21 protein-coding genes are annotated in these 20128 nt (G+C 74.4%); 14 read left to right on the top strand and 7 right to left on the bottom strand.

Translation table 11 applies throughout. From position 1 onward, the window contains the following. The first annotated feature begins 321 nt into the window (after window positions 1–321). Complete coding sequence (locus ACFEMC_RS12805) at window positions 322–852, top strand: HU family DNA-binding protein (RefSeq protein ID WP_367637739.1); 531 nt, start codon at window positions 322–324, stop codon at window positions 850–852. 75 nt (window positions 853–927) lie between these two features. Here ACFEMC_RS12805 and ACFEMC_RS12800 read toward each other — a convergent pair whose 3' ends face one another. Both ACFEMC_RS12800 and ACFEMC_RS12795 read right to left on the bottom strand, forming a co-directional pair. Further along, the gene (locus tag ACFEMC_RS12800) at window positions 928–2478 is read right to left on the bottom strand and encodes a helix-turn-helix domain-containing protein (protein WP_367637738.1); all 1551 of its coding nucleotides are present in this window, start codon (window positions 2476–2478) and stop codon (window positions 928–930) included. A 99-nt stretch (window positions 2479–2577) separates the two neighbouring features. Beyond that, the gene (locus ACFEMC_RS12795; protein WP_380169986.1) at window positions 2578–3795 is read right to left on the bottom strand and encodes a trans-sulfuration enzyme family protein; all 1218 of its coding nucleotides are present in this window, start codon (window positions 3793–3795) and stop codon (window positions 2578–2580) included. 38 nt (window positions 3796–3833) lie between these two features. On the opposite strand from ACFEMC_RS12795, the gene ACFEMC_RS12790 reads away from it, so the two are divergent. Continuing rightward, window positions 3834–4970: a D-alanine--D-alanine ligase family protein gene (locus tag ACFEMC_RS12790; protein ID WP_380169985.1), complete on the top strand. Its 1137-nt coding sequence runs from the start codon at window positions 3834–3836 to the stop codon at window positions 4968–4970. Window positions 4971–4974: 4 nt separating this feature from the next. On the opposite strand, the gene ACFEMC_RS12785 is transcribed toward ACFEMC_RS12790, so the two are convergent. Then, complete coding sequence (locus ACFEMC_RS12785) at window positions 4975–5502, bottom strand: DUF3515 family protein (RefSeq protein WP_380169984.1); 528 nt, start codon at window positions 5500–5502, stop codon at window positions 4975–4977. A gap of 87 nt (window positions 5503–5589) precedes the next feature. Between ACFEMC_RS12785 and ACFEMC_RS12780 the strand changes: the two genes are divergently transcribed. Continuing rightward, window positions 5590–6528 carry a thiamine-phosphate kinase gene (locus tag ACFEMC_RS12780; protein ID WP_380176767.1) on the top strand — a complete coding sequence of 313 codons (939 nt, stop codon included), beginning with the start codon at window positions 5590–5592 and terminating at the stop codon, window positions 6526–6528. 72 nt (window positions 6529–6600) lie between these two features. On the opposite strand, the gene rpmB is transcribed toward ACFEMC_RS12780, so the two are convergent. Then, the gene (gene rpmB, locus ACFEMC_RS12775; RefSeq protein ID WP_367637732.1) at window positions 6601–6786 is read right to left on the bottom strand and encodes a 50S ribosomal protein L28; all 186 of its coding nucleotides are present in this window, start codon (window positions 6784–6786) and stop codon (window positions 6601–6603) included. A gap of 170 nt (window positions 6787–6956) precedes the next feature. Here rpmB and ACFEMC_RS12770 point away from each other — a divergent pair, with 170 nt between their 5' ends. The 11 genes from ACFEMC_RS12770 to mutM all read left to right on the top strand — a co-directional run bounded on the left by ACFEMC_RS12770 (window position 6957) and on the right by mutM (window position 16996). Next, window positions 6957–8018 (top strand): diguanylate cyclase, encoded by a 1062-nt coding sequence (locus ACFEMC_RS12770; protein ID WP_380169983.1) that lies wholly within the window; start codon window positions 6957–6959, stop codon window positions 8016–8018. Window positions 8019–8037: 19 nt separating this feature from the next. Further along, entirely contained in the window at window positions 8038–10341 is a 2304-nt protein-coding gene (locus ACFEMC_RS12765; RefSeq protein ID WP_380169982.1) for an ATP-dependent DNA helicase RecG, read from the top strand. Window positions 10342–10351: 10 nt separating this feature from the next. Next, window positions 10352–11101, top strand: coding sequence for an ATP-binding cassette domain-containing protein (locus ACFEMC_RS12760; protein WP_380169981.1), 750 nt, complete (start codon window positions 10352–10354; stop codon window positions 11099–11101). Next, complete coding sequence (locus tag ACFEMC_RS12755; RefSeq protein ID WP_380169980.1) at window positions 11098–12735, top strand: DUF6297 family protein; 1638 nt, start codon at window positions 11098–11100, stop codon at window positions 12733–12735. The genes ACFEMC_RS12760 and ACFEMC_RS12755 overlap by 4 nt, the downstream gene beginning before the upstream one ends. Next, complete coding sequence (gene rsmD / locus ACFEMC_RS12750) at window positions 12732–13295, top strand: 16S rRNA (guanine(966)-N(2))-methyltransferase RsmD (RefSeq protein ID WP_380169979.1); 564 nt, start codon at window positions 12732–12734, stop codon at window positions 13293–13295. Before ACFEMC_RS12755 ends, rsmD begins: the two co-directional genes overlap by 4 nt. Continuing rightward, on the top strand, window positions 13292–13816 hold the full coding sequence (coaD, locus tag ACFEMC_RS12745) for a pantetheine-phosphate adenylyltransferase (RefSeq protein WP_380169978.1): 525 nt from the start codon (window positions 13292–13294) through the stop codon (window positions 13814–13816). The genes rsmD and coaD overlap by 4 nt, the downstream gene beginning before the upstream one ends. Window positions 13817–13848: 32 nt before the next feature. Continuing rightward, a complete protein-coding gene (locus ACFEMC_RS12740; RefSeq protein WP_380169977.1) occupies window positions 13849–14367 on the top strand; it encodes a hypothetical protein in 519 nt (172 codons plus the stop codon). Window positions 14368–14503: 136 nt separating this feature from the next. Then, complete coding sequence (locus ACFEMC_RS12735; RefSeq protein ID WP_380169976.1) at window positions 14504–15097, top strand: YceD family protein; 594 nt, start codon at window positions 14504–14506, stop codon at window positions 15095–15097. A 2-nt stretch (window positions 15098–15099) separates the two neighbouring features. After that, window positions 15100–15303, top strand: coding sequence for a 50S ribosomal protein L32 (gene rpmF, locus ACFEMC_RS12730; protein WP_366169218.1), 204 nt, complete (start codon window positions 15100–15102; stop codon window positions 15301–15303). Between the two features lies 1 nt (window position 15304). Continuing rightward, window positions 15305–16054, top strand: coding sequence for a ribonuclease III (gene rnc / locus ACFEMC_RS12725; protein ID WP_380176765.1), 750 nt, complete (start codon window positions 15305–15307; stop codon window positions 16052–16054). A 15-nt stretch (window positions 16055–16069) separates the two neighbouring features. Continuing rightward, window positions 16070–16996, top strand: a complete 927-nt coding sequence (gene mutM, locus ACFEMC_RS12720; RefSeq protein WP_380169975.1) for a bifunctional DNA-formamidopyrimidine glycosylase/DNA-(apurinic or apyrimidinic site) lyase — start codon at window positions 16070–16072, stop codon at window positions 16994–16996. Between the two features lie 3 nt (window positions 16997–16999). Here the strand turns inward: mutM and ACFEMC_RS12715 are convergent, their stop codons facing one another. The 3 genes from ACFEMC_RS12715 to ACFEMC_RS12705 form a co-directional block, all read right to left on the bottom strand. Further along, a complete protein-coding gene (locus ACFEMC_RS12715) occupies window positions 17000–17845 on the bottom strand; it encodes a histidinol-phosphatase HisJ family protein (protein WP_380169974.1) in 846 nt (281 codons plus the stop codon). A 441-nt stretch (window positions 17846–18286) separates the two neighbouring features. Beyond that, entirely contained in the window at window positions 18287–19186 is a 900-nt protein-coding gene (locus ACFEMC_RS12710) for a carbohydrate ABC transporter permease (RefSeq protein WP_380169973.1), read from the bottom strand. A gap of 7 nt (window positions 19187–19193) precedes the next feature. Beyond that, window positions 19194–20114 carry a carbohydrate ABC transporter permease gene (locus ACFEMC_RS12705; protein WP_380169972.1) on the bottom strand — a complete coding sequence of 307 codons (921 nt, stop codon included), beginning with the start codon at window positions 20112–20114 and terminating at the stop codon, window positions 19194–19196. Between the last annotated feature and the right edge of the window lie 14 nt (window positions 20115–20128).

Genomic DNA, 20128 nt, shown 5'->3' with positions numbered 1-20128 from the left:
CGGCCCCGGACCCCGCTGCGGCGCAGCGGGACCGGGGCCGTCCTGCGTGCTGAACCGTTGTGCTGCAACGCTTCTGTGCGCGCACCCCGAGCCCGGTGTCGCGTGGGTGGACGTCGCCGGGAAGCCCCTGCGGCGCAGCGCGACGCCAGCCGGTGGCGGCGAGGTGTGCTGCGGCGCAACGACTCGCCGCCACACCGGTGGTGGACTCCGGTGATCGTCGGTCGTACCGTTTCCCCCGTCGGGCTCCTGCTCGGCCCTGCGCGATCCGTTGCGCGAGGAGATGATCGGTTCGGACAACGCCCGGTACCCAGGAGGAGCCCCGTGAACAAGGCAGAGATGGTCGACGCCCTCGAGGCCAAGCTCGGCGGTCGCAAGCAGGCCGTGACCGCCGTCGAGGCGGTCGTCGAGCTCATCACGCTGACCGTCGCCAAGGGTGACAAGGTCGCCATCAGCGGCTTCGGCACGTTCGAGAAGCAGGCGCGCAACGCCCGCACGGGCCGCAACCCGCGCACCGGCGAGGCCGTGAAGATCAAGAAGACCTCGGTACCGCGCTTCCGTCCGGGCACCGCGTTCAAGGAGGTCGTCTCCGACACCAAGGCGCTGCGCGCGTTCCAGGCCGCGGCCAAGGAGCGCGCCGCCTCGACCGGTGCCGTCCTGACGACCCCCGCCACGGGCACGGCCAAGAAGGCGGCCGCCTCGACGACGACGGCCAAGAAGGCGGCGCCGGCCACCCGCACCGCGGCCCCGGCCGCCAAGAAGGCCGCTCCGGCCACCCGCACGACCGCCGCGGCGAAGAAGGCCGCTCCGGCCAAGACCGCGACGACCGCCCGGCGCACGGCCAAGAAGGCCTGACCCGCGCAGTTCCCGCACGCGAGAAGGCCCCCGCACTCACCGGAGTGCGGGGGCCTTCTCGTGCGCGGCGGGGCCTCAGTCGCGGAACGTCTCGATCTGCGCGCCCAGCGGCGTCAGGCGTTCGGCGAGCTGCTCGTACCCGCGGGCGATGATGTCCACGTTGCGCAGCACCGAGGTGCCCTTGGCCGCCAGCATCGCCAGCAGCACGACGACGGCGGGGCGCAGGGCCGGCGGGCACAGCACCTCGGCGCCGGACCAGCGCGTGGGGCCCTCGACGAGCACGCGGTGCGGGTCGAGGAGTTTCACGCGGGCGCCGAGGCGGTTCAGCTCGGTGAGGTAGATGGCGCGGTTGTCGTAGACCCAGTCGTGGACGGTCGTCGACCCCTCGGCGCTCGCCGCGATGACCGCGAAGAACGGCAGGTTGTCGATGTTCAGGCCCGGGAACGGCATCGGGTGGATCTTGTCGATCGGGGCCTTGAGCTCGGACGGGTGCACCGTGATGTCGACCAGGCGCGTGCGGCCGTTGGCCGCGGGGTACTCCGGCGACAGGTCGTAGCGCAGCCCCATCTCCTCGAGGATGGCCAGCTCGATCTCGAGGAACTCGATCGGTGCGCGCGTCACCGTCAGCTCGGAGTGCGTGATGATCGCCGCGGTGAGCAGGCTCATGGCCTCCACCGGGTCCTCCGACGGCGCGTACTCGACGTCGACGGAGATGTCCGGGACACCGTGGACGACGAGCGTCGTCGTGCCAATGCCCTCGATCCGGACGCCGAGCAGCTCCAGGAAGAAGCAGAGGTCCTGGACCATGTAGTTCGGGCTGGCGTTGCGGATCGTCGTGACGCCGTCCACGCGGGCCGCCGCCATGAGCGCGTTCTCGGTCACCGTGTCACCGCGTTCGGTCAGCACGATGGGGCGCTGCGGGGCGACGGTGCGGTCGACCGTCGCGTGGTAGTTCCCGGTGGTGGCGGTGACCTGCAGGCCGAAGGGGCGCAGGGCGACCATGTGCGGCTCGACCGTGCGGGTCCCGAGGTCGCAGCCGCCGGCGTAGGGGAGCGCGAACTCGTCGTACCGGTGCAGCAGGGGGCCGAGCATCATGATGATGCTGCGGGTGCGGCGGGCGGTCTCGCCGTCCATCGCCTCGAGGTCGAGGTCGTTGGGCACGTCGAGGACGAGGTCGTTCTCGTTGACCCAGGCGTACTCGACGCCGATGCTGCCGAGCACGTCGAGGATGCGGTGGATCTCCAGGATCCGGGCGACCCCGCGCAGCGTCGTGCGGCCCTTGTTGAGCAGGGCGGCGCACAGGAGCGCCACGCCCGCGTTCTTGCTCGACTTCACCGCGATGCTGCCGGAGAGCTTGACGCCCCCGTGCACGCGCAGGTGCGTCGGGCCGGGACGGCCGATCGAGACGATGTCGTCCTGCAGGGCGTGCCCGACGCGCTGCAGCATGTCGATGGACACGTTCTGCTGACCCTGCTCCATGCGGTGCACGGCGCTCTGGGACGTGCCCAGGCGTTCGGCGAGCTGGACCTGGGTCAGGCCCCGGTGCTTGCGCGCGTCGCGGATGAGGGCGCCGATCTGCGACAGGTGGTCGCCGGTCGGGGTGAGCTGCTCGGTGGAGACTGCCATGACGGCGAGGCTATCTCATGGATGAGATAAAGCCTGTCAAGGACGTCCGCCGGGCGTGTCTCCTGGTGTCAATGTGCCACACGCCCGGCGTGTTCCCGCTCAGGCGCTCGCGTGCGCCAGCGCGGCGTCCAGCGCACGGGACAGGTCCCGCCACAGGTCCTCGACGTCCTCCACGCCGACGGACAGCCGCAGCAGGTCCTCGGGCACCACCGCGGGCTCGGAGGCGTGCCGACGACGCCGCTCGATGAGCGACTCCACCCCGCCGAGGCTGGTGGCGGGCACCCACAACCGCACGGCGTCCACGACCGCGTCGGCCCCCGCGGGGCCGCCGACGACTTCGATCGACACGAGCGCGCCGAACCCCGTCATCTGCGTCGCCGCGAGCGCGTGGCCCGGGTCGTCGGGCAGGGAGGGGTGGCGCACGCGCGTCACGGCCGGGTGGGCGCCCAGGCGGCGGGCCAGGTCGGCGGCGCTGGCCTGCGAGCGCTCCAGCCGCAGCGGCAGCGTCCGCAGCCCGCGCAGCGCCAGGAACGTCTCCATCGGGCCGGGGATGGCGCCGTGCAGCGTGCGGTGGGCCTGCAGCGCGGCCAGCAGCGTCTCGTCCCGGGCGACGACCGCGCCGAGGACGACGTCGGAGTGGCCGGAGAGGAACTTCGTCACCGAGTGCACGACGACGTCGGCGCCCAGCTCCAGCGGCCGCTGCAGCAGCGGCGTCGCGAAGGTGTTGTCCACCACCACGACCGCGTCGTGCTCGTGGGCGACGGTGGCCAGCGCGGTGAGGTCGGCGACCTCCAGCAGCGGGTTCGTCGGGGACTCCAGCCACAGCACGACCGGGCCGTCCAGGCCTGCGAGCGCCGTCCGCACGCCCTCGACGTCGGTGATGTCCGTCGGCAGCACCGCCAGTCGGCCCTGAGCGGCGAGCAGCCCGGTCAGGGCGTGCGTGCCGTTGTAGGCGCCGTGCGGGACCAGGACCGTGCCGTCAGCGGGCACGAGGTGCAGGGCGGCGGCCACGGCGGCCATCCCGGAGGCGAAGGCCAGCGCCCGGCCGCCCTCGAGCTCGCCGACGGCGCTCTCCAGCGCCTCCCACGTCGGGTTGGCGAAACGGCCGTAGCCCAGGGCCGCGGTGCCGAGGGACCCACCGCCGACGAACGTCGCCGACAGCGACACGGGGGTGTTCAGCTCGCTGTCGAGGGCCCTGCGGGGCCGGCCCGCCACGACGGCGACGGTGGCGGGGGACAGGGGCGGGTCCTGCCGGGGGGCGGAGGACTGAGCGGAGGACTGAGCGGAGGACACGGTCGGGTCGTCGTTCTGCGGCACGGCAGAACCCAACCACACCGCCGGTAGGGTCGGCGCCGATGAGCAGCCAGCCCACCCCCCGCCCGCGCGTCGCCGTCGTCTTCGGTGGCCGTTCCTCCGAGCACGCCATCAGCTGCGTGACCGCCGCGGGGGTCCTGGCCGCCCTCGACCGGTCGGTGTGGGACGTCGTCCCCGTCGGGATCACCACGAGCGGCCGCTGGGTCCTCGTCGACGACGACCCGGCGCAGTTCGAGCTCGCCGACGGCAAGCTGCCGCAGGTGCCGGCTGCCGGGCCGTCCGTCGCGTTGTCGCAGGACGTGGAGTCGCGTGCGCTGCAGACGGTCTCGGGTGAGGCGCTCGGTGGGCCCGTCGACGTGGTGCTGCCGCTGCTGCACGGCCCGTTCGGCGAGGACGGCACCCTGCAGGGCCTGTTCGAGCTGTCCGACACCCGGTACGTGGGCTCGGGCGTGCTCGCCTCGGCCGCGGGCATGGACAAGCAGGTCATGAAGCTGCTGCTGGCCGGTCACGGGCTGCCCGTCGGGCCCTGGACGTCGTTCCGCGCCAAGCGATGGGACGCCGACCGGGACGCCGTCGTCGCCGAGGTCGAGGCGCTCGGCTACCCCGTCTTCGTCAAACCCGCCCGCGCCGGGTCGAGCATCGGGATCACCCGCGTCACCGACCGCGCCGGGCTCGAGGCCGCCGTCGCCGAGGCCGTCGCGCACGACCCCAAGGTCGTCGTCGAGGCCGCCCTGAGCGGCCGCGAGGTCGAGTGCGGCGTCCTGGAGGACCTCGCCGGGGGCGAGCCCCGCACGAGCCTGCCCGGGGAGGTCGAGGTCGTCGGGGGCCACGACTTCTACGACTTCGAGGCCAAGTACCTCGACGCCGGCAACGTGCGGCTCTCGTGCCCGGCCGACCTGCCCGACGACGTCACCGCGGCCGTGCGGCGCACGGCGGTCCGCGTCTTCGAGGCCATGGAGGCCGAGGGGCTGGCGCGCGTGGACCTGTTCGTCGACGTCGAGCGCTTCCGGGCGACCGACGGCGCGGAGGGGATCGTCGTCAACGAGATCAACACGATGCCCGGGTTCACGCCGTTCTCGATGTACCCGCGGATGTGGGCCGCGACCGGCGTGGACTACCCGCAGCTCGTCGACCACCTGCTCACGCTCGCGCTGCAGCGGCCCACCGGGCTGCGCTGACCGCTCAGAGGCAGGTCCGCGTCTGCTCGATGGCCGAGACCGGCCCGGCGAGGTCGACGAGCTGCGACGTCGCCTGGTCGCGCGTCAGGCCTGGCCCGAACCGGACGGTCACCTCGACCGCGGGAGAACGGCCGTAGGTGAGGAACCGCACCGCGCGGTCGTTGCTCGCGTCCTGCACCCAGTCCACCGTCGGCCCGGAGTCCGGCCCGACGGGGATGCACGCCTTCGTCGTGGGCCCGAGCACGAGGCCGCCGCAGCGCAGGACGACCCGGTCCTCGCCCCACACCGCCACGCCCTCGGCCCCCTGGGGGGTGCGGCCGAGCCCGTCGAGGCTGTCCGGCAGGGCCCGCAGCAGGGGTGCGCACGCGGGGTCGCCGGCCTGCGGGGCGGCCTCCACCCCGTCCGAGCCGCGCAGGTAGACCCACACGGCCACCGCGGCCACGACGACCACGACGAGCCCGACGACGAGCCGCCCGGGCCGGGACGGGTGACCGGAGCCGCTGGGCGGGGTGCTCGAGGGGGTGCTGGACATCGCCCCGTAGTGTGCCCGCCCGTGGAGCGGGCGCTGGACGGGGCAGGGGACGGGGCACGGGACGGGGCACGGGACGGGGCAGCTGACCTGCGGGTCGGGGACCTCGACGAGACGGCCCTGCTGGCCCGCGTGGTCCCGCTCATGCCGACCGACGCGCTGCTCGGCCCCGGGGACGACGCGGCCCTCGTGGCCGCGCCCGACGGGCGCGTCGTGGCCACGACCGACGTCCTCGTGGAGTTCCGCGACTTCCGACGCGACTGGTCCAGCGGCGCCGACGTCGGCTGGAAGGCCGTGGCGCAGAACGTCGCCGACGTCGCCGCGATGGGCGGCCGCTGCACGGGCCTGCTCGTCGGCCTGTCCGTGCCGACCGACCTCGAGGTCGCGTGGGTCGAGGACTTCGCCCGGGGGGTCGCCGCCGCGTGCGCGCGCTTTGACGCGGTCGTCGTCGGCGGCGACCTGTCCGGCGCGAGCGAGGTCGTCGTGTCCGTGACGGCCCTCGGGGACCTGCAGGGCCGACCTCCCGTGCTGCGCTCGGGCGCGCGGCCCGGCGACGTCGTGGCCGTCGCCGGGGTGCTCGGTCGCTCCGGGGCGGGACTGGAGGTGCTGCAGCGCAACGGGTCCCGTTCACCCCGCGAGGACGAGCTGGTCACCGCGCACCGGCGTCCGCAACCGCCCGTCACCGCCGGCCCGGCCGCGGCGCTCGCCGGTGCCACCGCCCTCATGGACGTCAGCGACGGGTTGCTGCGCGACGCGGGCCGCATCGCCGCGGCCAGCGCCGTGACGGTCGAGCTGACGACGGCGGGGGTGCTGGGGGAGTGGGCTCGCGAACTCGGCCCGGAGCGGGGCCTCGAGCTGGTCCTCACCGGCGGCGAGGACCACGCTCTCCTGGGCTGCTTCCCGCCGGCGGCCGTCCTGCCGGCGCCCTTCGCGACCGTGGGGCGCGTGGGCGCGGCAGGCCCGCACCCCGTCCTCGTCGACGCAGTCGCCTGGACGGGCGCGACCGGGTGGGACCACTTCGCGCGCTGAGCAGGTGAGCACCCCGGGAACGACGAAGGGCCGGATCCCGCAGGATCCGGCCCTTCATCGTCTGGAAGGGGGTCAGCGCGTGACCTTGCCCGCCTTCAGGCAGGAGGTGCACACGTTGAGGCGCTTCGGGGAACCGTTCACGGTGGCCTTGATCCGCTGGATGTTCGGGAGCCACATGCGGTTGGTCCGCCGGTGCGAGTGCGAGACGCTCTTGCCGAAGCCAGGGCCCTTGGCGCAGACGTCACAGGTGGCAGCCACGGGGAACTCCTGAAGTCGAACGAGAAGTGCAGCCCCCCGGACGGGAGGCGCAGGTGCCCGGCCGTCCGGACACCTCGAACACCATAGCCGAGGACCGCCGCCCGGGTGAAACCGGCGCGGTCAGGACGTCGTCGCCTCCAGCCCGGGCGCCCCGGGGCCGATGGTCCGGTGTGCCGACCGACCCCCAGCAGCCGCGCCGCGGCCGGTGGTGGGCGGCCCGCGACCACGTCGCCGCGTCCCGTGCGGTCGGCACCATGACGGCGATCGGCTGCCTCTACGCCCTCGGCAACGGCGTCGTCTCGCCCGAGACGATGGGCACCCGCCCCGGCGGGTGGCTCGTCACGGGGATCAGCGCGGCGCTCGTCGGGCTGCTGGCGGTCGCGATGGCGCTGCGTCCGCGACGGGCTCCGGCGGTGGGCCCGGCGGCCCTGGCCGCCCTCGCCGGCGGCGTCGTGCTCCTGCTCTGCCTGTGGACGGACGACGCCTCCTTCGGCGCCCAGATCTACCTGGGTTGGCCGGCGCTGTTCGCCGCCTTCCACCTGCGACCCCGGGCGGCGTGGTTGCTCACCGCCCAGGCCGTGCTGGCCGACGCCGTCCTCCTCGGGGTGCTCGAGGGCCCGGTCGGCGTCCTGCGGGACACCCCCGCCCACCTGGCCACGTTCGGTCTCGTGACGCTCCTGCTGACCCGGTCCGGTGAGTCCCAGGAACGGCTGCTGGCGCGGCTGCGCAGCGAGGCGGCCGAGGACGCCCTCACCGGCCTGGTGACGCGCCGGGCGTTCGACGCGGCCCTGGCCGCCCGGGTCGCCGACGGCACCGCGCAGGGACTGCTCCTCGTCGACCTCGACCGCTTCAAGTCCGTCAACGACAGCTACGGCCACCCCGTGGGCGACGCCGTCCTGTGCACCGTCGCGGCCGAGCTGCGCGCCGCGTGCCGCGCCGGTGACGTCGTGGGACGCCTCGGGGGCGACGAGTTCGCCGTCGTGCTGGTGTCCCCGGACGTGCGCGCAGGCGCGGCCGGTGCCGGGGACCTGGCCGACGTCGCCCACCGCGTCCGGGCCGCGGTCGCGCGCTGCACCGTCCCGGGCCGCAGCGAGCACCGGCTCTCCGTCAGCGTCGGCGGCGCCCGGGTCGTGGCGGAGGAGTCCGTGGCCGCGCTGGTCGACCGCGCCGACGCCGCGCTCTACGAGGCCAAGCGCGCCGGGCGGGACCGGGTCGTCCAGGCGCAGGGGTGAGCAGCGGTAACCTGCCCGCGTGCTCGACCTGGACGCCCCGCTGTCCAGCCTGGTGCCCCGCGCCGGCGACGGGACCAGCAAGAACGCCAACCCGTCGAAGTGGCTGAGCGACCTCGGGCTGGAGACGGGCCGGGACCTGCTGTGGCACCTGCCGCGCAAGTACCAGGACCGCGGTGACCTCACCCCGATCCGCGAGCTGGTCGTCGGCGAGGACGTGTCGATCGTCGCGCAGGTGCAGGACGTGGGGAAGCCGCAACCGCTGCAGCGCAAGACGGGCTGGCGGACGGTGGTGACCCTCTCGGACGGCCGGGACCGCATCACGGCGACGTTCTTCATGGCCACCCAGCACCAGTTCGGTCCCCTCCTGGGCAAGTACCCGGTGGGTTCGCTCGTCCTGGCCACGGGCCGCGCCGGGAAGTTCCGCGAGACCTGGCAGCTGGACAAACCCGTCTTCGAACCCCTCGAGGAGGGCGACGACGCCGGCGCGCGCGCCGAGGCGCCCGTCCCGCTGTACCCGGCGACACGGAGCTGCCCGAACTTCGTCGTCCGCGCCAGCGTCGCCACGCTGCTGGACGCGCTCGCGGCCGCCGGGCCGGCCGCCGGGGTGGAGGAGTTCCTGCCCGACGACGTGGCCGCGGCCGAGGGGTTGCTGCCGCCGCTGGCTGCACTGGAAGCCGTGCACCGCCCCCGCGACCGCGCCCACCTCGCGCGGGGGCAGGACCGGTTGCGGTTCGAGGAGGCTTTCGTCCTGCAGACGGCGCTGGCCCTGCGCCGCGCCTCGACGGCCACCCAGACCGCCGTGGCGCGCGTCCCCTCGCCCGACGGCATCGCCGCGGCCTTCGACGAGCGGTTGCCGTTCCCGCTGACCGGGGCCCAGCGCCGCGTCGGGGAGGAGATCGCCGCGGAACTGGCCCGGCCGCACCCCATGCAACGCCTCCTGCAGGGCGACGTCGGGTCCGGCAAGACGCTGGTGGCGCTGCGCGCCATGCTCACCGTCGTCGACGGCGGGGGACAGGCCGCGCTGCTCGCCCCGACCGAGGTCCTCGCCGCGCAGCACCTGCGCTCGATCACCGGTGCCCTCGGCGACCTCGCCGCCGGCGGGTTCCTCGGCGGGGACCCGCGCGGCACCCGCGTGGTGCTGCTGACGGGCTCCATGGGGGCGGCGGCGCGACGGGAGTCGCTCCTGGCCGCGGCGAGCGGGGAGGCCGGCATCGTCGTCGGCACGCACGCGCTGCTGCAGGAGGGCGTGCAGTTCGCCGACCTCGGCCTGGTCGTCGTCGACGAACAGCACCGGTTCGGCGTCGAACAGCGGGACGTGCTGCGCCGCAAGGGGACCGAGACCGGCCGCGGAGTTCCCCACCTGCTGGCCATGACCGCCACCCCGATCCCGCGGACCGTCGCCATGACGCTGTTCGGCGACCTGGAGACCTCCGTCCTCGACGAACTGCCCCCCGGCCGCGCCGACGTCCAGACCGTCGTCGTGCCGCAGGACAAACCCGCCTGGATCGACCGCACCTGGCAGCGGATCGCCGAGGAGGCGGCCCTGGGCCGGCAGGCCTACGTCGTCTGCGCGCGCATCGACGCCGACGACGACGACCTCGCCGACGGGGCCGAGGAGCCGGACGACGAGGAGGCGCAGCCGCCGGCGAAGGCGAAGGGGAAGGGGAAGGGGAAGGGGGGCACCGCCGGGGGGCGTCCGGCACCCCGTCCGCCCGCGGCGGTCTCGCAGGTCGTGGAGGTCGTCCGCGCCCACCCGGCGACCGCGGCCCTGCGCACCGAGGTCCTGCACGGCCGGCTCGTGCCCGCCGAGAAGGAGGACGTCATGGGCCGGTTCGCCGCCGGCGAGCTGGACGTCGTCGTCGCCACCACCGTCGTCGAGGTCGGGGTCGACGTGCCGAACGCCAGCGTCATGGTCGTCGTGGACGCCGACCGGTTCGGCATCTCCCAGCTGCACCAGCTGCGCGGCCGCATCGGCCGCGGCGGCCTGCCCGGGACGTGCCTGCTGCTGTCGGACACCAGCCCGGACTCCCGCGCCGGCCGCCGCCTGAAGGCCCTGGCCCGCACGCGCGACGGGTTCGAGCTCGCCCGGCTCGACCTCGCCGAACGGCGCGAGGGCGACGTCCTCGGCGCCGCGCAGTCCGGCGAGCGGTCCTCCCTGCAGCTCCTCGGCGTCCTGCAGCACGCCGACGTCATCGAGCGGGCCCGTTCCCGGGCCCGCACCCTCGTCGAGGTCGACCCCGACCTCGCCCGGCACCCCGGGCTCGCGGCGGCCGTCGCCTCCCGCGTCACCGGCGACACCGCAGCCTTCCTGGGCCGCACGTGAGGACGCGCACATGAGCAAGAGCAAGCGCACGGGGGCCCGCGGTCCCGCCCGGGACGTCGTGCTCGGGATGGAGCGCCTCCTCGTCGGCTACGGCGACCCCGTCTGCGCCCCCGTGACCGTCGACGTCGCCCGCGGCGAGGCGCTGTGCCTCGTCGGGGCCAACGGCGCGGGGAAGTCCACGGTCCTGCGGGCCGTGGCCGGGCTCCTCGAACCCCTCGACGGCACCGTGCGCCTGCACGGAGAACCCGTCGACGAGCGGTCGGTGCGGTTCCGCCGCGAGGTCGCCTGCGTCTTCGACGAGGACGCCTGGTTCGCCGAGCTGTCGGTCGCCGAGCACCTCGAGCTCGTCGCCCGCGGCCACGGCGTGCGCGACGTCGTCGAGGTCGTCGACGCCGAGCTGGAGGCCCAGCGGCTCACCGACGCCGCCGACCAGCTGCCGACGTCCCTGTCCAGCGGGCAGAAGCGGCGTCTGCTCCTCGCCGCCGCGCTCGTGCGGCCGCGTTCGGTGCTGCTGCTCGACGAACCCGAGCAGCGCCTGGACCCGACGGGCCGGGAGGCCCTCGCCGACCGGCTGCTCGCCGAGCGCGACGCCGGGACGGCCCTCGTCCTGGCGACCCACGACGTCGTCCTGCTGCGCCGGCTCGCCACGCGCGCGGTCGTCATCGACGACGGGGGCGACGGCCGGGCCGGAGCCGGGGGGACCTGCCGCGTCGTCGACGCCGACGAGGCCGCCCACATCGTCAGCGACCCCGTCCGGTGAGCGCCGCGTCCGGGGACCTCGTCGGTCCCCTCGCCGACCAGCCCTACCCGACGCGGCGCGAGCTGGTCGACGAGGCCGCGCCCTCCCGCGCCGCCCGCGGTCTGCGGGCCACCGTCGTCGACACCTACACGACGCTGCTCCAGGTCGGCATCGCCTTCCTGCTGCTCCTCGGCGGCAGCGGTTCGCTGCGCAACGCGTTGCGGGCCGGGCTGTCCGCCTCCGGCGGGGGACCGGGCTGGACCGCGCAGACCTCGGCCGTCCTGACCGCCGTCGGCCTGTCGGTGAGCTTCGTGGCCTTCGGGCTCGCCGTGTGGTGCCGGCTCGGCCCGGTCTCCCTCGGCACCGCGCCCACGACGTGGTGGACGCCGCTGCCCGTCGACCGCGGTGAGCTGCTTCGACCCGTCGTGCGCCGCCGCGCCCTCGGCTCGGCGCTCGCGGGCGGGCTGTTCACGGCCTGGGCCACGTCGATCGCCTTCGGCGTCACGGCCGAGCTCACGGGGCCGCTCGCGGCCGCGGGGCTCGGTGGCGGGTTCGCCGTGGGGGCCGGGCTCGCGGGGGCCGGGTACCTGCTCGTCGTCCGCCCCGCGATCCGGTCCGGCGTGCCCGCGCTGCTGCGCGCCGGTCGCGTCCTGGACGCCGTGGGCGTGGCCGTCGTCGTCGCGCTCGCGGCCAGCGCCGCCGTCGGCATCGCCGTCGACGCCGTGCAGCCCGAGGCCGTCCTCGTGCCCGCCGCCGTCGTCGCGGCCGGCGCGGTCGTCGTGGCCGTCCTGGCGGGCCGGCCCGCCCTGGCGCAGGCCGGGGACGTGCCGTCGCCCTCCCTGCGGCGCGGGGCGTCCCGGCTCGAGCGGCTCACGTCCTCGGTGCTGCAGGTCGACATCCGCGAGATGGGGCGCGCGATCGCGGCCGACTCCGGCGGGCGGGTCCGGCGCCGGCGGCGGTTCCCGCGCGTCAGCGGCCCGGTCTCGGCCGTCGTCGCCGCGGACGTGCTGCTCCTGCGCCGGCAGCCGCGCCGGTTGGTGACCGCCGGGGTCCTCGTCCTCGTCCCCTTCGTGCTCGCCGCCGGCACCTCGGCGCACCGGGCCGTCGCCGCGCTGTTCCTGTGGCTCGCCGGGTACGCCGCCGCCACCACGCTGTCGGAACCGGCCCGCAGCCTCGCGCTCGTCCCGGCGGCCGCCCGCGCGCTGCCGATCGCGGCCTCGACCGTCGTCGCCGTCCGGTGGATCCCGGTGGCCGCCCTCGCGGCGGTGTGGGGGGCCCTGGCCTACCCGCTCGCCGTCACGGCCTCCGGTCTGCTGCACGGGGAGTCGCTCGGCGCGGCGTGGTGGTCGTGGTCGCTGCTGGGGGCCCTGGCGGGGCCGGGCTTCGCCGCTGCGGCCCTGCGCGGGGCCGTCCGTCCCGACCCCGACCTGTCCGGCCCCGCCGTCTCGACGGCCATGGGGGCCGTCCCGCCGGGGGCGGCCGCGGCCGTGACCACCGGCCCCGACCTCGCCGTCCTGGTCAGCGTGCCGGTCCTGCTCGCCACCCTGGCCCGCGGTGCCTTCGACTGGCTGCTGCTGGGTCAGCTCGCGGCGTCGGCGGCGGCCGTCGGCATCGGCTGGGCCTACGCGGCGCACCGGGCGAGGAAGGTCTCGTGACGCGCATCGTGGCCGGGGTGGCCGGCGGGAGGCGGCTGAAGGTGCCGCCGGGGGAGACGACGCGCCCCACGAGCGACCGCGTCCGGGAGGCGCTGTTCAGCGCGCTCGACGCGGCCGGGGCGGTCGAGGGGGCTCGCGTGCTGGACCTCTACGCCGGGTCCGGCGCCCTGGGCCTGGAGGCGGCCAGCCGCGGAGCGCAGCAGGTCGTCCTCGTCGAGGCCGCCAAGCCCGCCGCCGCGACGGCCCGGACCAACGTCGCCGCGCTCGGGCTGCCCGGCGTCCGCGTCGTCACCGACCGCGCCGAACGCTTCGCCGCCTCGCCGTCGGCCGTCGTCGACGGCGGCTGGGACCTCGTCCTGCTCGACCCGCCGTACGCGGTCGCGACCGAGGACGTGACGGCGCTGCTGGCGGTGCTCGGACCGTCGCTGGCCCCCGGGGCGACCCTCGTCGTCGAGCGCTCCTCCCGCACCCCCGAACCCGGCTGGCCGGACGTCGTCGACCGCGTCCGCGAACGCCGTTACGGGGAGACGACGGTGTGGGTCGCTACGGTGCGGTCGTGACTCCAGCGGTGCGGGCGTGCGTGTGTCCCGGCAGCTTCGACCCCCTGACCCTCGGCCACCTCGACGTGCTGCTGCGCGCCGCCGACCTGTTCGACGTCGTGCATGCGGGGGTCGCGGTGAACCCCGGCAAGCGGGGACTGTTCACGGGTCCCGAGCGGGCCGAGCTCGTCCGCCGGGCCCTGGCGGACTCCGGGGACCCGCGGGCCGCGCGCGTGGTCGTGGCGGAGTTCGGGGACGGCCTGCTCGTCGACCACTGCCGGCGCCTCGGTGCCCCGGTGGTCGTCAAGGGCCTGCGCAGCGGGACGGACTACGCCTACGAACTGCCGATGGCCCTGATGAACCGCCACCTCGCCGACGTCGAGACCGTGTTCCTCGTGGGCGACCCCGCCTACGGCCACGTCTCGTCCTCCCTCGTCAAGGAGGTCGCCCGGTACGGCGGCGACGTCTCCGGCCTCGTGCCCGCGGCGGTGCGTGCGGCTCTGGCCACCCGGATGGGGGAGGATGCGTCCGACCCGGCCTGACCGCCGGGCGGTGATCTGGGGAGGCAGTTGCTGTGGAGGTGCACGAGAAGCTCGGCGAGCTCGCCGCGCTCGTGTCGGGTGCGCGGGGTGTCCCGCTGTCGTCGTCGGTGGTGGTCGACCGCGAGCAGCTGCTCGCCCTCGTCGCCGACGTCCGGCGGCTGCTGCCCGCCGAGGTGCAGCAGGCCGGTGACGTGCTCGCCCAGCGCGACGAGGTCCTCGAGGCCGCTCGCGTCGACGCGTCCGAGCTGCTCTCCGAAGCGCGGTCCCGCGCGGAGGAGCTCGTGGACGCCCAGGCCGTGACGAAGGCTTCGCGCGAACGCGCCGACCACATCGTGCAGACTGCCCGGGACGAGGCCAAGCGCCTGCGCCTGGACGCCGACGCCTGGGTGGACCGCAAGCTCGCCGACTTCGAGGACGAGCTGGACCGCCTCAAGCAGCAGGCCGCGCGCGGACGCGACCGGCTCAAGGTGCGCGACACGGGCACGGAGCCCGCCGCGGACGCCGGGCCGGGCCCGGACGCGTCGGCCACGACGTCCGAGAGCAGCTCCTGACGCGCTGCCCCCGCGCGCGATTGGGTCGTGGCCGCCGCCTCGGTTACCCTTGGGGACGGCCTCGGCGCGTGTGGTGCTCCCACCCAGCGACGGGGCCGAGTGGTGTGTCGGAACGGTCGAGCGACGAGGTGTGGACGTGAGCAAGAGGCAGCTGCCGGAGGGTCACCTGGACCCGAACGCGCCGCTCGTGCTGTCCACGCACGACCTCGGCCGCCGGCCGGGGACGATGCGCACCGTCCAGCGCACCGTGCCCGCCCCCGCCGACCTCGGGATCGCCGTCATCGGTGTGCCCGAGGGCAGCGACCTCGAGCTCGACCTGCGGATGGAAGCCGTCATGGAGGGTGTGCTCGTCTCGGGCACCGTCCGCGGCACCGCCGTCGGCGAGTGCGTCCGGTGCCTCACCGAGGTCACCGAACCCGTCGAGGTCACGCTGCAGGAGCTGTTCGCCTACCCCGGCAAGACGCCGGTCGAGGTGGCCGACGACGAGGACGAGATCCGTGAGGTCGCCCCCGGCGAGCTCGTCGACCTCGAACCCGCCGTGCGGGACGCGATCGTGCCGGAACTGCCGTTCCAGCCCGAGTGCGACGGCCCCTGCCAGCAGGACTACGAGATCGGGGTGTCCGAACCGGCCCCCGTCTCCGAAGAACCGGCGGACCCGCGGTGGTCCGCCTTGCAGTCCCTGCTCCACAGCAGTGACGACTCCCCGTCCGGAACCAGAGAGAAGAGCTGATCGTGGCCGTCCCGAAGCGGAAGATGTCCCGCAGCAACACGCGCGCCCGCCGTTCGCAGTGGAAGGCGCAGGAGGAGACGCTGGTCCGCAGCACCGTCCGTGGCCAGGTCGCCTACTCGCGCCCCCACACCGCCCGCGTGGTCACCGACTCCGCCGGCACCCCGCTGTACCTCGAGTACAAGGGCCGCAAGGTCAAGGACCTCTGAGCTGACCGCTCAGCAGGCCCCCGCCGTCACGCCGGGCGACGTCCGCGATGTCGCCCGGCTGACTGCTGCCCTGGGCGTGGAGGTGGAGGCCGAGCTCCTGCTGCTCGCGATGACCCACCGCTCCTACGCCTACGAGCACGGCGGGCTGCCGACCAACGAACGTCTCGAGTTCCTCGGGGACGCCGTGCTCGGCCTGGTCGTCACGCACGAGCTCTACGCGCGGTTCGCGGACGTTTCCGAGGGCCGGCTCGCCAAGCTGCGGGCCGCTGTCGTGAACTCCCGCGCCCTTGCGGACATCGCCCGGGGCCTCGACCTCGGCGCGCACGTGCGTCTCGGCAAGGGCGAGCTCGGCACCGGTGGCCGGGACAAGAACTCGATCCTGGCCGACACCATGGAAGCCGTCATCGGGGCGACCTACCTGTCCGTCGGCATGGAGGGCGCGCGCGAGTTCGTGCTGCGCCTGACCTCTCCGCTCATGGACTCCTCCGAGCGGCTCGGCGCCGGGACCGACTGGAAGACGGCGCTGCAGGAGCTGACGGCGGCCGAGGGCCTCGGTGTGCCCTCCTACGCCATCTCCGAGTCCGGGCCCGACCACGCCAAGAACTTCACGGCCGACGCCGTCGTGGGGGGCACCGCCCTGGGGCACGGCGAGGGGCGCAGCAAGAAGGAGGCCGAGCAGAAGGCCGCCAGCGCCGCCGTCGAGGCCCTGCGCGCCGCCACCGCCGCGGCCGCCGTGCGCGCCTCCTCCTGAGCCGCCGGTCCTGACGTGCCCGAACTGCCCGAGGTCGAGGTCGTCCGCCGCGGCGTCGCCCGGTGGATCGTCGGCCGGACGGTGCGCTCGGCGCGGTTCCTGCACCCCCGGGTGACGCGCCGGCACGTGGCGGGCCCGGAGGACGCCGTCGCTCGCACCGAGGGGCTCGTCGTCGCCGACGCCGTGCGCCGCGGGAAGTACCTCTGGCTGCCGCTGGCCACCCCCTCCGGTGACGCGGTGGACGCCATGGTCGTGCACCTCGGCATGAGCGGCCAGCTGCTCGTCGAGGCCGCGGACGCGCCGGCCGAGAAGCACCTGCGGGCGGTGTGGGAGTTCGACGACGACCGCGAGGACCTGCGCTTCGTCGACCAGCGCACGTTCGGCGGCGTCGCCGTCGTCCCGCTCGTGGGCGTGGCCGACGGTGGGCTCGGCGGCCGGGGGGAGTCGGTGGACGCGCCCTGGTCGCGGTTCGTGCCCGCCCCGGTCGCGCACATCGCCCGCGACCCCCTCGACCCGGCCTTCGACGACGCGCTGTTCGCGAAGCGGCTGCGGGACAAGACCACCGGCGTCAAGAGGGCGCTCCTGGACCAGACGCTGGTGTCGGGGGTCGGGAACATCTACGCCGACGAGGCGCTGTGGCGGGCGAAGCTGCACTACGCGCGCCCGACGCGGTCGACGACCCGCGCCCAGGCCGACGCGCTGCTCACCGGGTTGCGCGAGGTCATGACCGCCGCGCTCGCCGCGGGCGGCACGAGCTTCGACTCCCTCTACGTCAACGTCAACGGGGCGTCGGGGTACTTCGACCGGTCCCTCGCCGTGTACGGGCAGGAGGGGCGGCCGTGCCCGCGCTGCGGGTCCCTGGTGCGCCGGGACGCGTTCATGAACCGGTCGTCGTTCTCCTGCCCCGGGTGCCAGCCGGTGCCGCGCACCGCGCACTGGTGAGGATCAGGCCCACCACAGCTGCGTGGGGTCGGCGGCCGGCCTGAACCCCAGCGCCTCCACGGCCGGGGCGACCTCGCCGAACCGGCGGGCGAGCTCGCCCGGGCTGTGCGCGTCGGACCCGAACGCCAGGTCCCGGCCACCTTCCTCGCGCCACCACCGCACGACCCGCAGGTCCAGCGGCAGGGACGTGTTCACCTCCAGGGCTCGACCGCTCACCGCCAGGACGGACAACGTGTGCCGCAACGGCTCCTCGAACTCGTCCCAGGGGACGGGGAGGTCCGCGGGCCAGTGCCGCAGCGGGTAGTCGACGTGGCCGAGGACGTGGAACGGCACGTCGGCCTCGACCATGTCGCGGACTTCGGCCCAGTAGGAGAGCACGACGTCCAGCGCCGACCGCTGGGCGTACGCGGGGTCCACCTCGAGGAACTCCCCGGGCGCCGCCAGGTCGGGGAGGGCGTGGATCGAGCCGACGATCCGCTCGAACCCCTGGCGCCGCAGCAGGTCCGCAACCTCGTCCCGGTGCCGGTGCCCCGCGTCCAGTTCGATGCCGAGGCGGATCCTGAGGTTGCCGAAGAGGTCCCGGCAGCGCTCGACCTCGGCGACGTAGGCCTCGACCTCCAGAGGCGCGGCGAGGAACCGGCCGTGGCCGTCGACGGATCCCCGGACGCCCGCGGGCCAGTTCCAGCCCCCCGGCGGCGCGGACCACGCCTCGAGGTCGACGTGCTCGGTGAAGGAGACAGCGGGCAGGCCGAGCTCCACGGCACGGCGGCAGGTGCCCTCCATGTCGCCCTCGAAGGCGTCGAAGGAGAACCGGCTGTGGACGTGGTCGTCGGACGGGAGGGGGTTCACCGGACTCCTCGGGCGCGGGCGAGCAGGGTGTCGACGACGGGGGCCTTCGCCGCCTGGTACCCGGCCCGGTCGTGGGGGAGCAGGTGCGCCGCAGCCCTCTTCACCGTGGCGTAGGCCGCTGCGTCGGTGGGGTGGCGTCCCCACGCCCTCGGACCGGGTGTGGGAACGGCCGGGACGTCGCTCCTGCGACCGCCGCGCCGGCCCCACGGCTGCACCCACGGGGAACCGGGTACGAGGCCGGGCGTGGGAACACGCGTGGGTGTGCCCTCCACGTCGCCCTGGCGACGCCGACGGGACACCCACGGCTCACTCCACGTCGGTGGCCCGATCGGTGTCCCCATCGGTGTCCCGTCAGCGTCGTGGCGAGCCCGCCCCGACGGAACGGGGGCTCCCCGGTGACGATCATCGTCACCGGGGAGCCCCCGTTCCAGCCCGGGCGCGTCACCCCTTGAGCGCCCCACCGAAGTTGAACGCCCCGCCGAGGCGGCGGGAGAGGACGACGTACAGGACGACGACGGGGAGCGTGTAGAGCACCGAGTACGCCGCCAGCTGCCCCCACTGCACCGAGCCGTACTGGCCGAAGAAGGTGAAGATGCTCACCGACGCCGGCAGACGGTCGGGGGACAGGAGCAGGACGAAGGGGACGAAGAAGTTCCCCCACATCCCGATGAACGTGAAGATGAGGACGACGGACAACCCCGGCCACATGAGCGGCAGGACGATGTACCGCAGCGTCTGCATCGAGCTGGCGCCGTCGGTCCAGGCCGCCTCCTCCAGCGTGATCGGCACCCCGTCCATGAAGTTCTTCGTCAGGAAGATGGAGAACGGCAGGGCGGTCGTCGCCATGAAGGCGATGGTGCCGCCGAGGGTGTCGATGAGGTTGAGCTGCACGAACAGGCCGTAGACGGGGACCATGATGGCCGTGATCGGCAGACCGGTGCTGAACAGGATCGTCAGCAGGAACGGCCGCTTGTACCGCGTCTCGAACCGGGACAGCGGGTAGGCCGCGAGCGTCGCCACGACGATCGCGATGGCGGCCGAGCCGACGCACAGGACGAGCCCGTTCCACATCGGCCGGTAGGTGGTCTCCGGCGTCATGACGGCGCGGAAGTTGTCCAGACCGAAGTTCGAGCCGCTGGGCAGTTCCAGCTTGAGTCCGGCGTCGGAGTTGAAGGCCGCGAACAGGACCCACAGCAGGGGGACGAGGAACATCAGCCCGATGACCGACGTGACGACGTTCGCGAGGACCGTGGCGACCCAGGTGCGGGGGCCGCGGCCGTGACCGGACGCCGACGGCGACGTGCCGGAGGCCACCAGGGGGGCGGGGGTCTGTGTGGTCATGAGGGCCTCAGTCCTCGCGCAGCAGGCGCATGTAGAGGATGGAGAACACGGCGCCGACCGCGAGCAGGACGAGCGCGATGGCCGTCCCGTACCCGATCTGGCTGAACGAGAACGCCTGTTCGTACATGTAGAGCGGCAGGGTCTGGCTCTTCGTCCCCGGGCCACCCTTCGTCATCGTGTAGATGAGGCCGAAGACGGAGAGCGTCTGCAGCGTGATGAGCATGAGGTTCGTCGTGACGGTGCGCTTGATCATCGGCACCGTCACGTACCGCAGCCGGCGCCACCCGGTGGCCCCGTCCATCTCGGCGGCCTCCTCGATCTCGGCGGGGATCTCCGAGAGCGCCGCGTTGTAGACGAGCATCGAGAACGCCGTCCCGCGCCAGACGTTGGCGAGGGAGACCGCGATGATCGGCAGCGTGTAGAGCCAGTTCTGCCCGAGACCGAACGTCCCGAGGATCTCGTTGAACGTCCCGTCCTGGGCGAGGAACGCGTACCACACGTAGCCGGCGACGACCTCGGGGATGACCCAGGCGCCGATGACCGTGATGCCGACGAGCGTCCGGACGACCTTCGCGGACCGCTTCTGCAGCAGGGCCAGGGCCAGCCCGAGCAGGTTCTGCCCGACGACGGCGGACAGGAACGTGAAGACGAGCGTCAGGACGACGGAGTTGGCGAACGCGTCGCTGCTGAAGGCGGCCCGGAAGTTGTCCAGGCCGACGAACTTGGTCTCGCCCGATCCTGCACCGGTCAACGCGATGTTCGTGAACGCCGCGTAGACGCACCACAGGATCGGGCCCGCCAGGAACACCAGCAGCAGCACGATCGCCGGTGTGAGGGGGAGTGCCCGGGCGATGTCGACCTTGACCGGGTGCGTCCTGCGCCGCAGGTCCGGTCCGGCCGGAGCTCCCGGTCGTGTCACCGTGGCCACGGGTCCTCCTTCCT

It is taken from the genome of Kineococcus sp. DHX-1, assembly GCF_042473625.1.
GTDB lineage: Bacteria > Actinomycetota > Actinomycetes > Actinomycetales > Kineococcaceae > Kineococcus.
This window is presented reverse-complemented; position numbering and strand designations above follow the sequence as displayed.

Coding starts and splice junctions, on each gene's coding strand:
- ACFEMC_RS12760 (WP_380169981.1), top strand. CDS start 10,352: ATGAGCAAGAGCAAGCGCACGGGGGCCCGCGGTCCCGCCCGGGACGTC.
- ACFEMC_RS12800 (WP_367637738.1), bottom strand. CDS start 2,478: ATGGCAGTCTCCACCGAGCAGCTCACCCCGACCGGCGACCACCTGTCG.
- ACFEMC_RS12710 (WP_380169973.1), bottom strand. CDS start 19,186: ATGACCACACAGACCCCCGCCCCCCTGGTGGCCTCCGGCACGTCGCCG.
- ACFEMC_RS12785 (WP_380169984.1), bottom strand. CDS start 5,502: ATGTCCAGCACCCCCTCGAGCACCCCGCCCAGCGGCTCCGGTCACCCG.
- ACFEMC_RS12790 (WP_380169985.1), top strand. CDS start 3,834: ATGAGCAGCCAGCCCACCCCCCGCCCGCGCGTCGCCGTCGTCTTCGGT.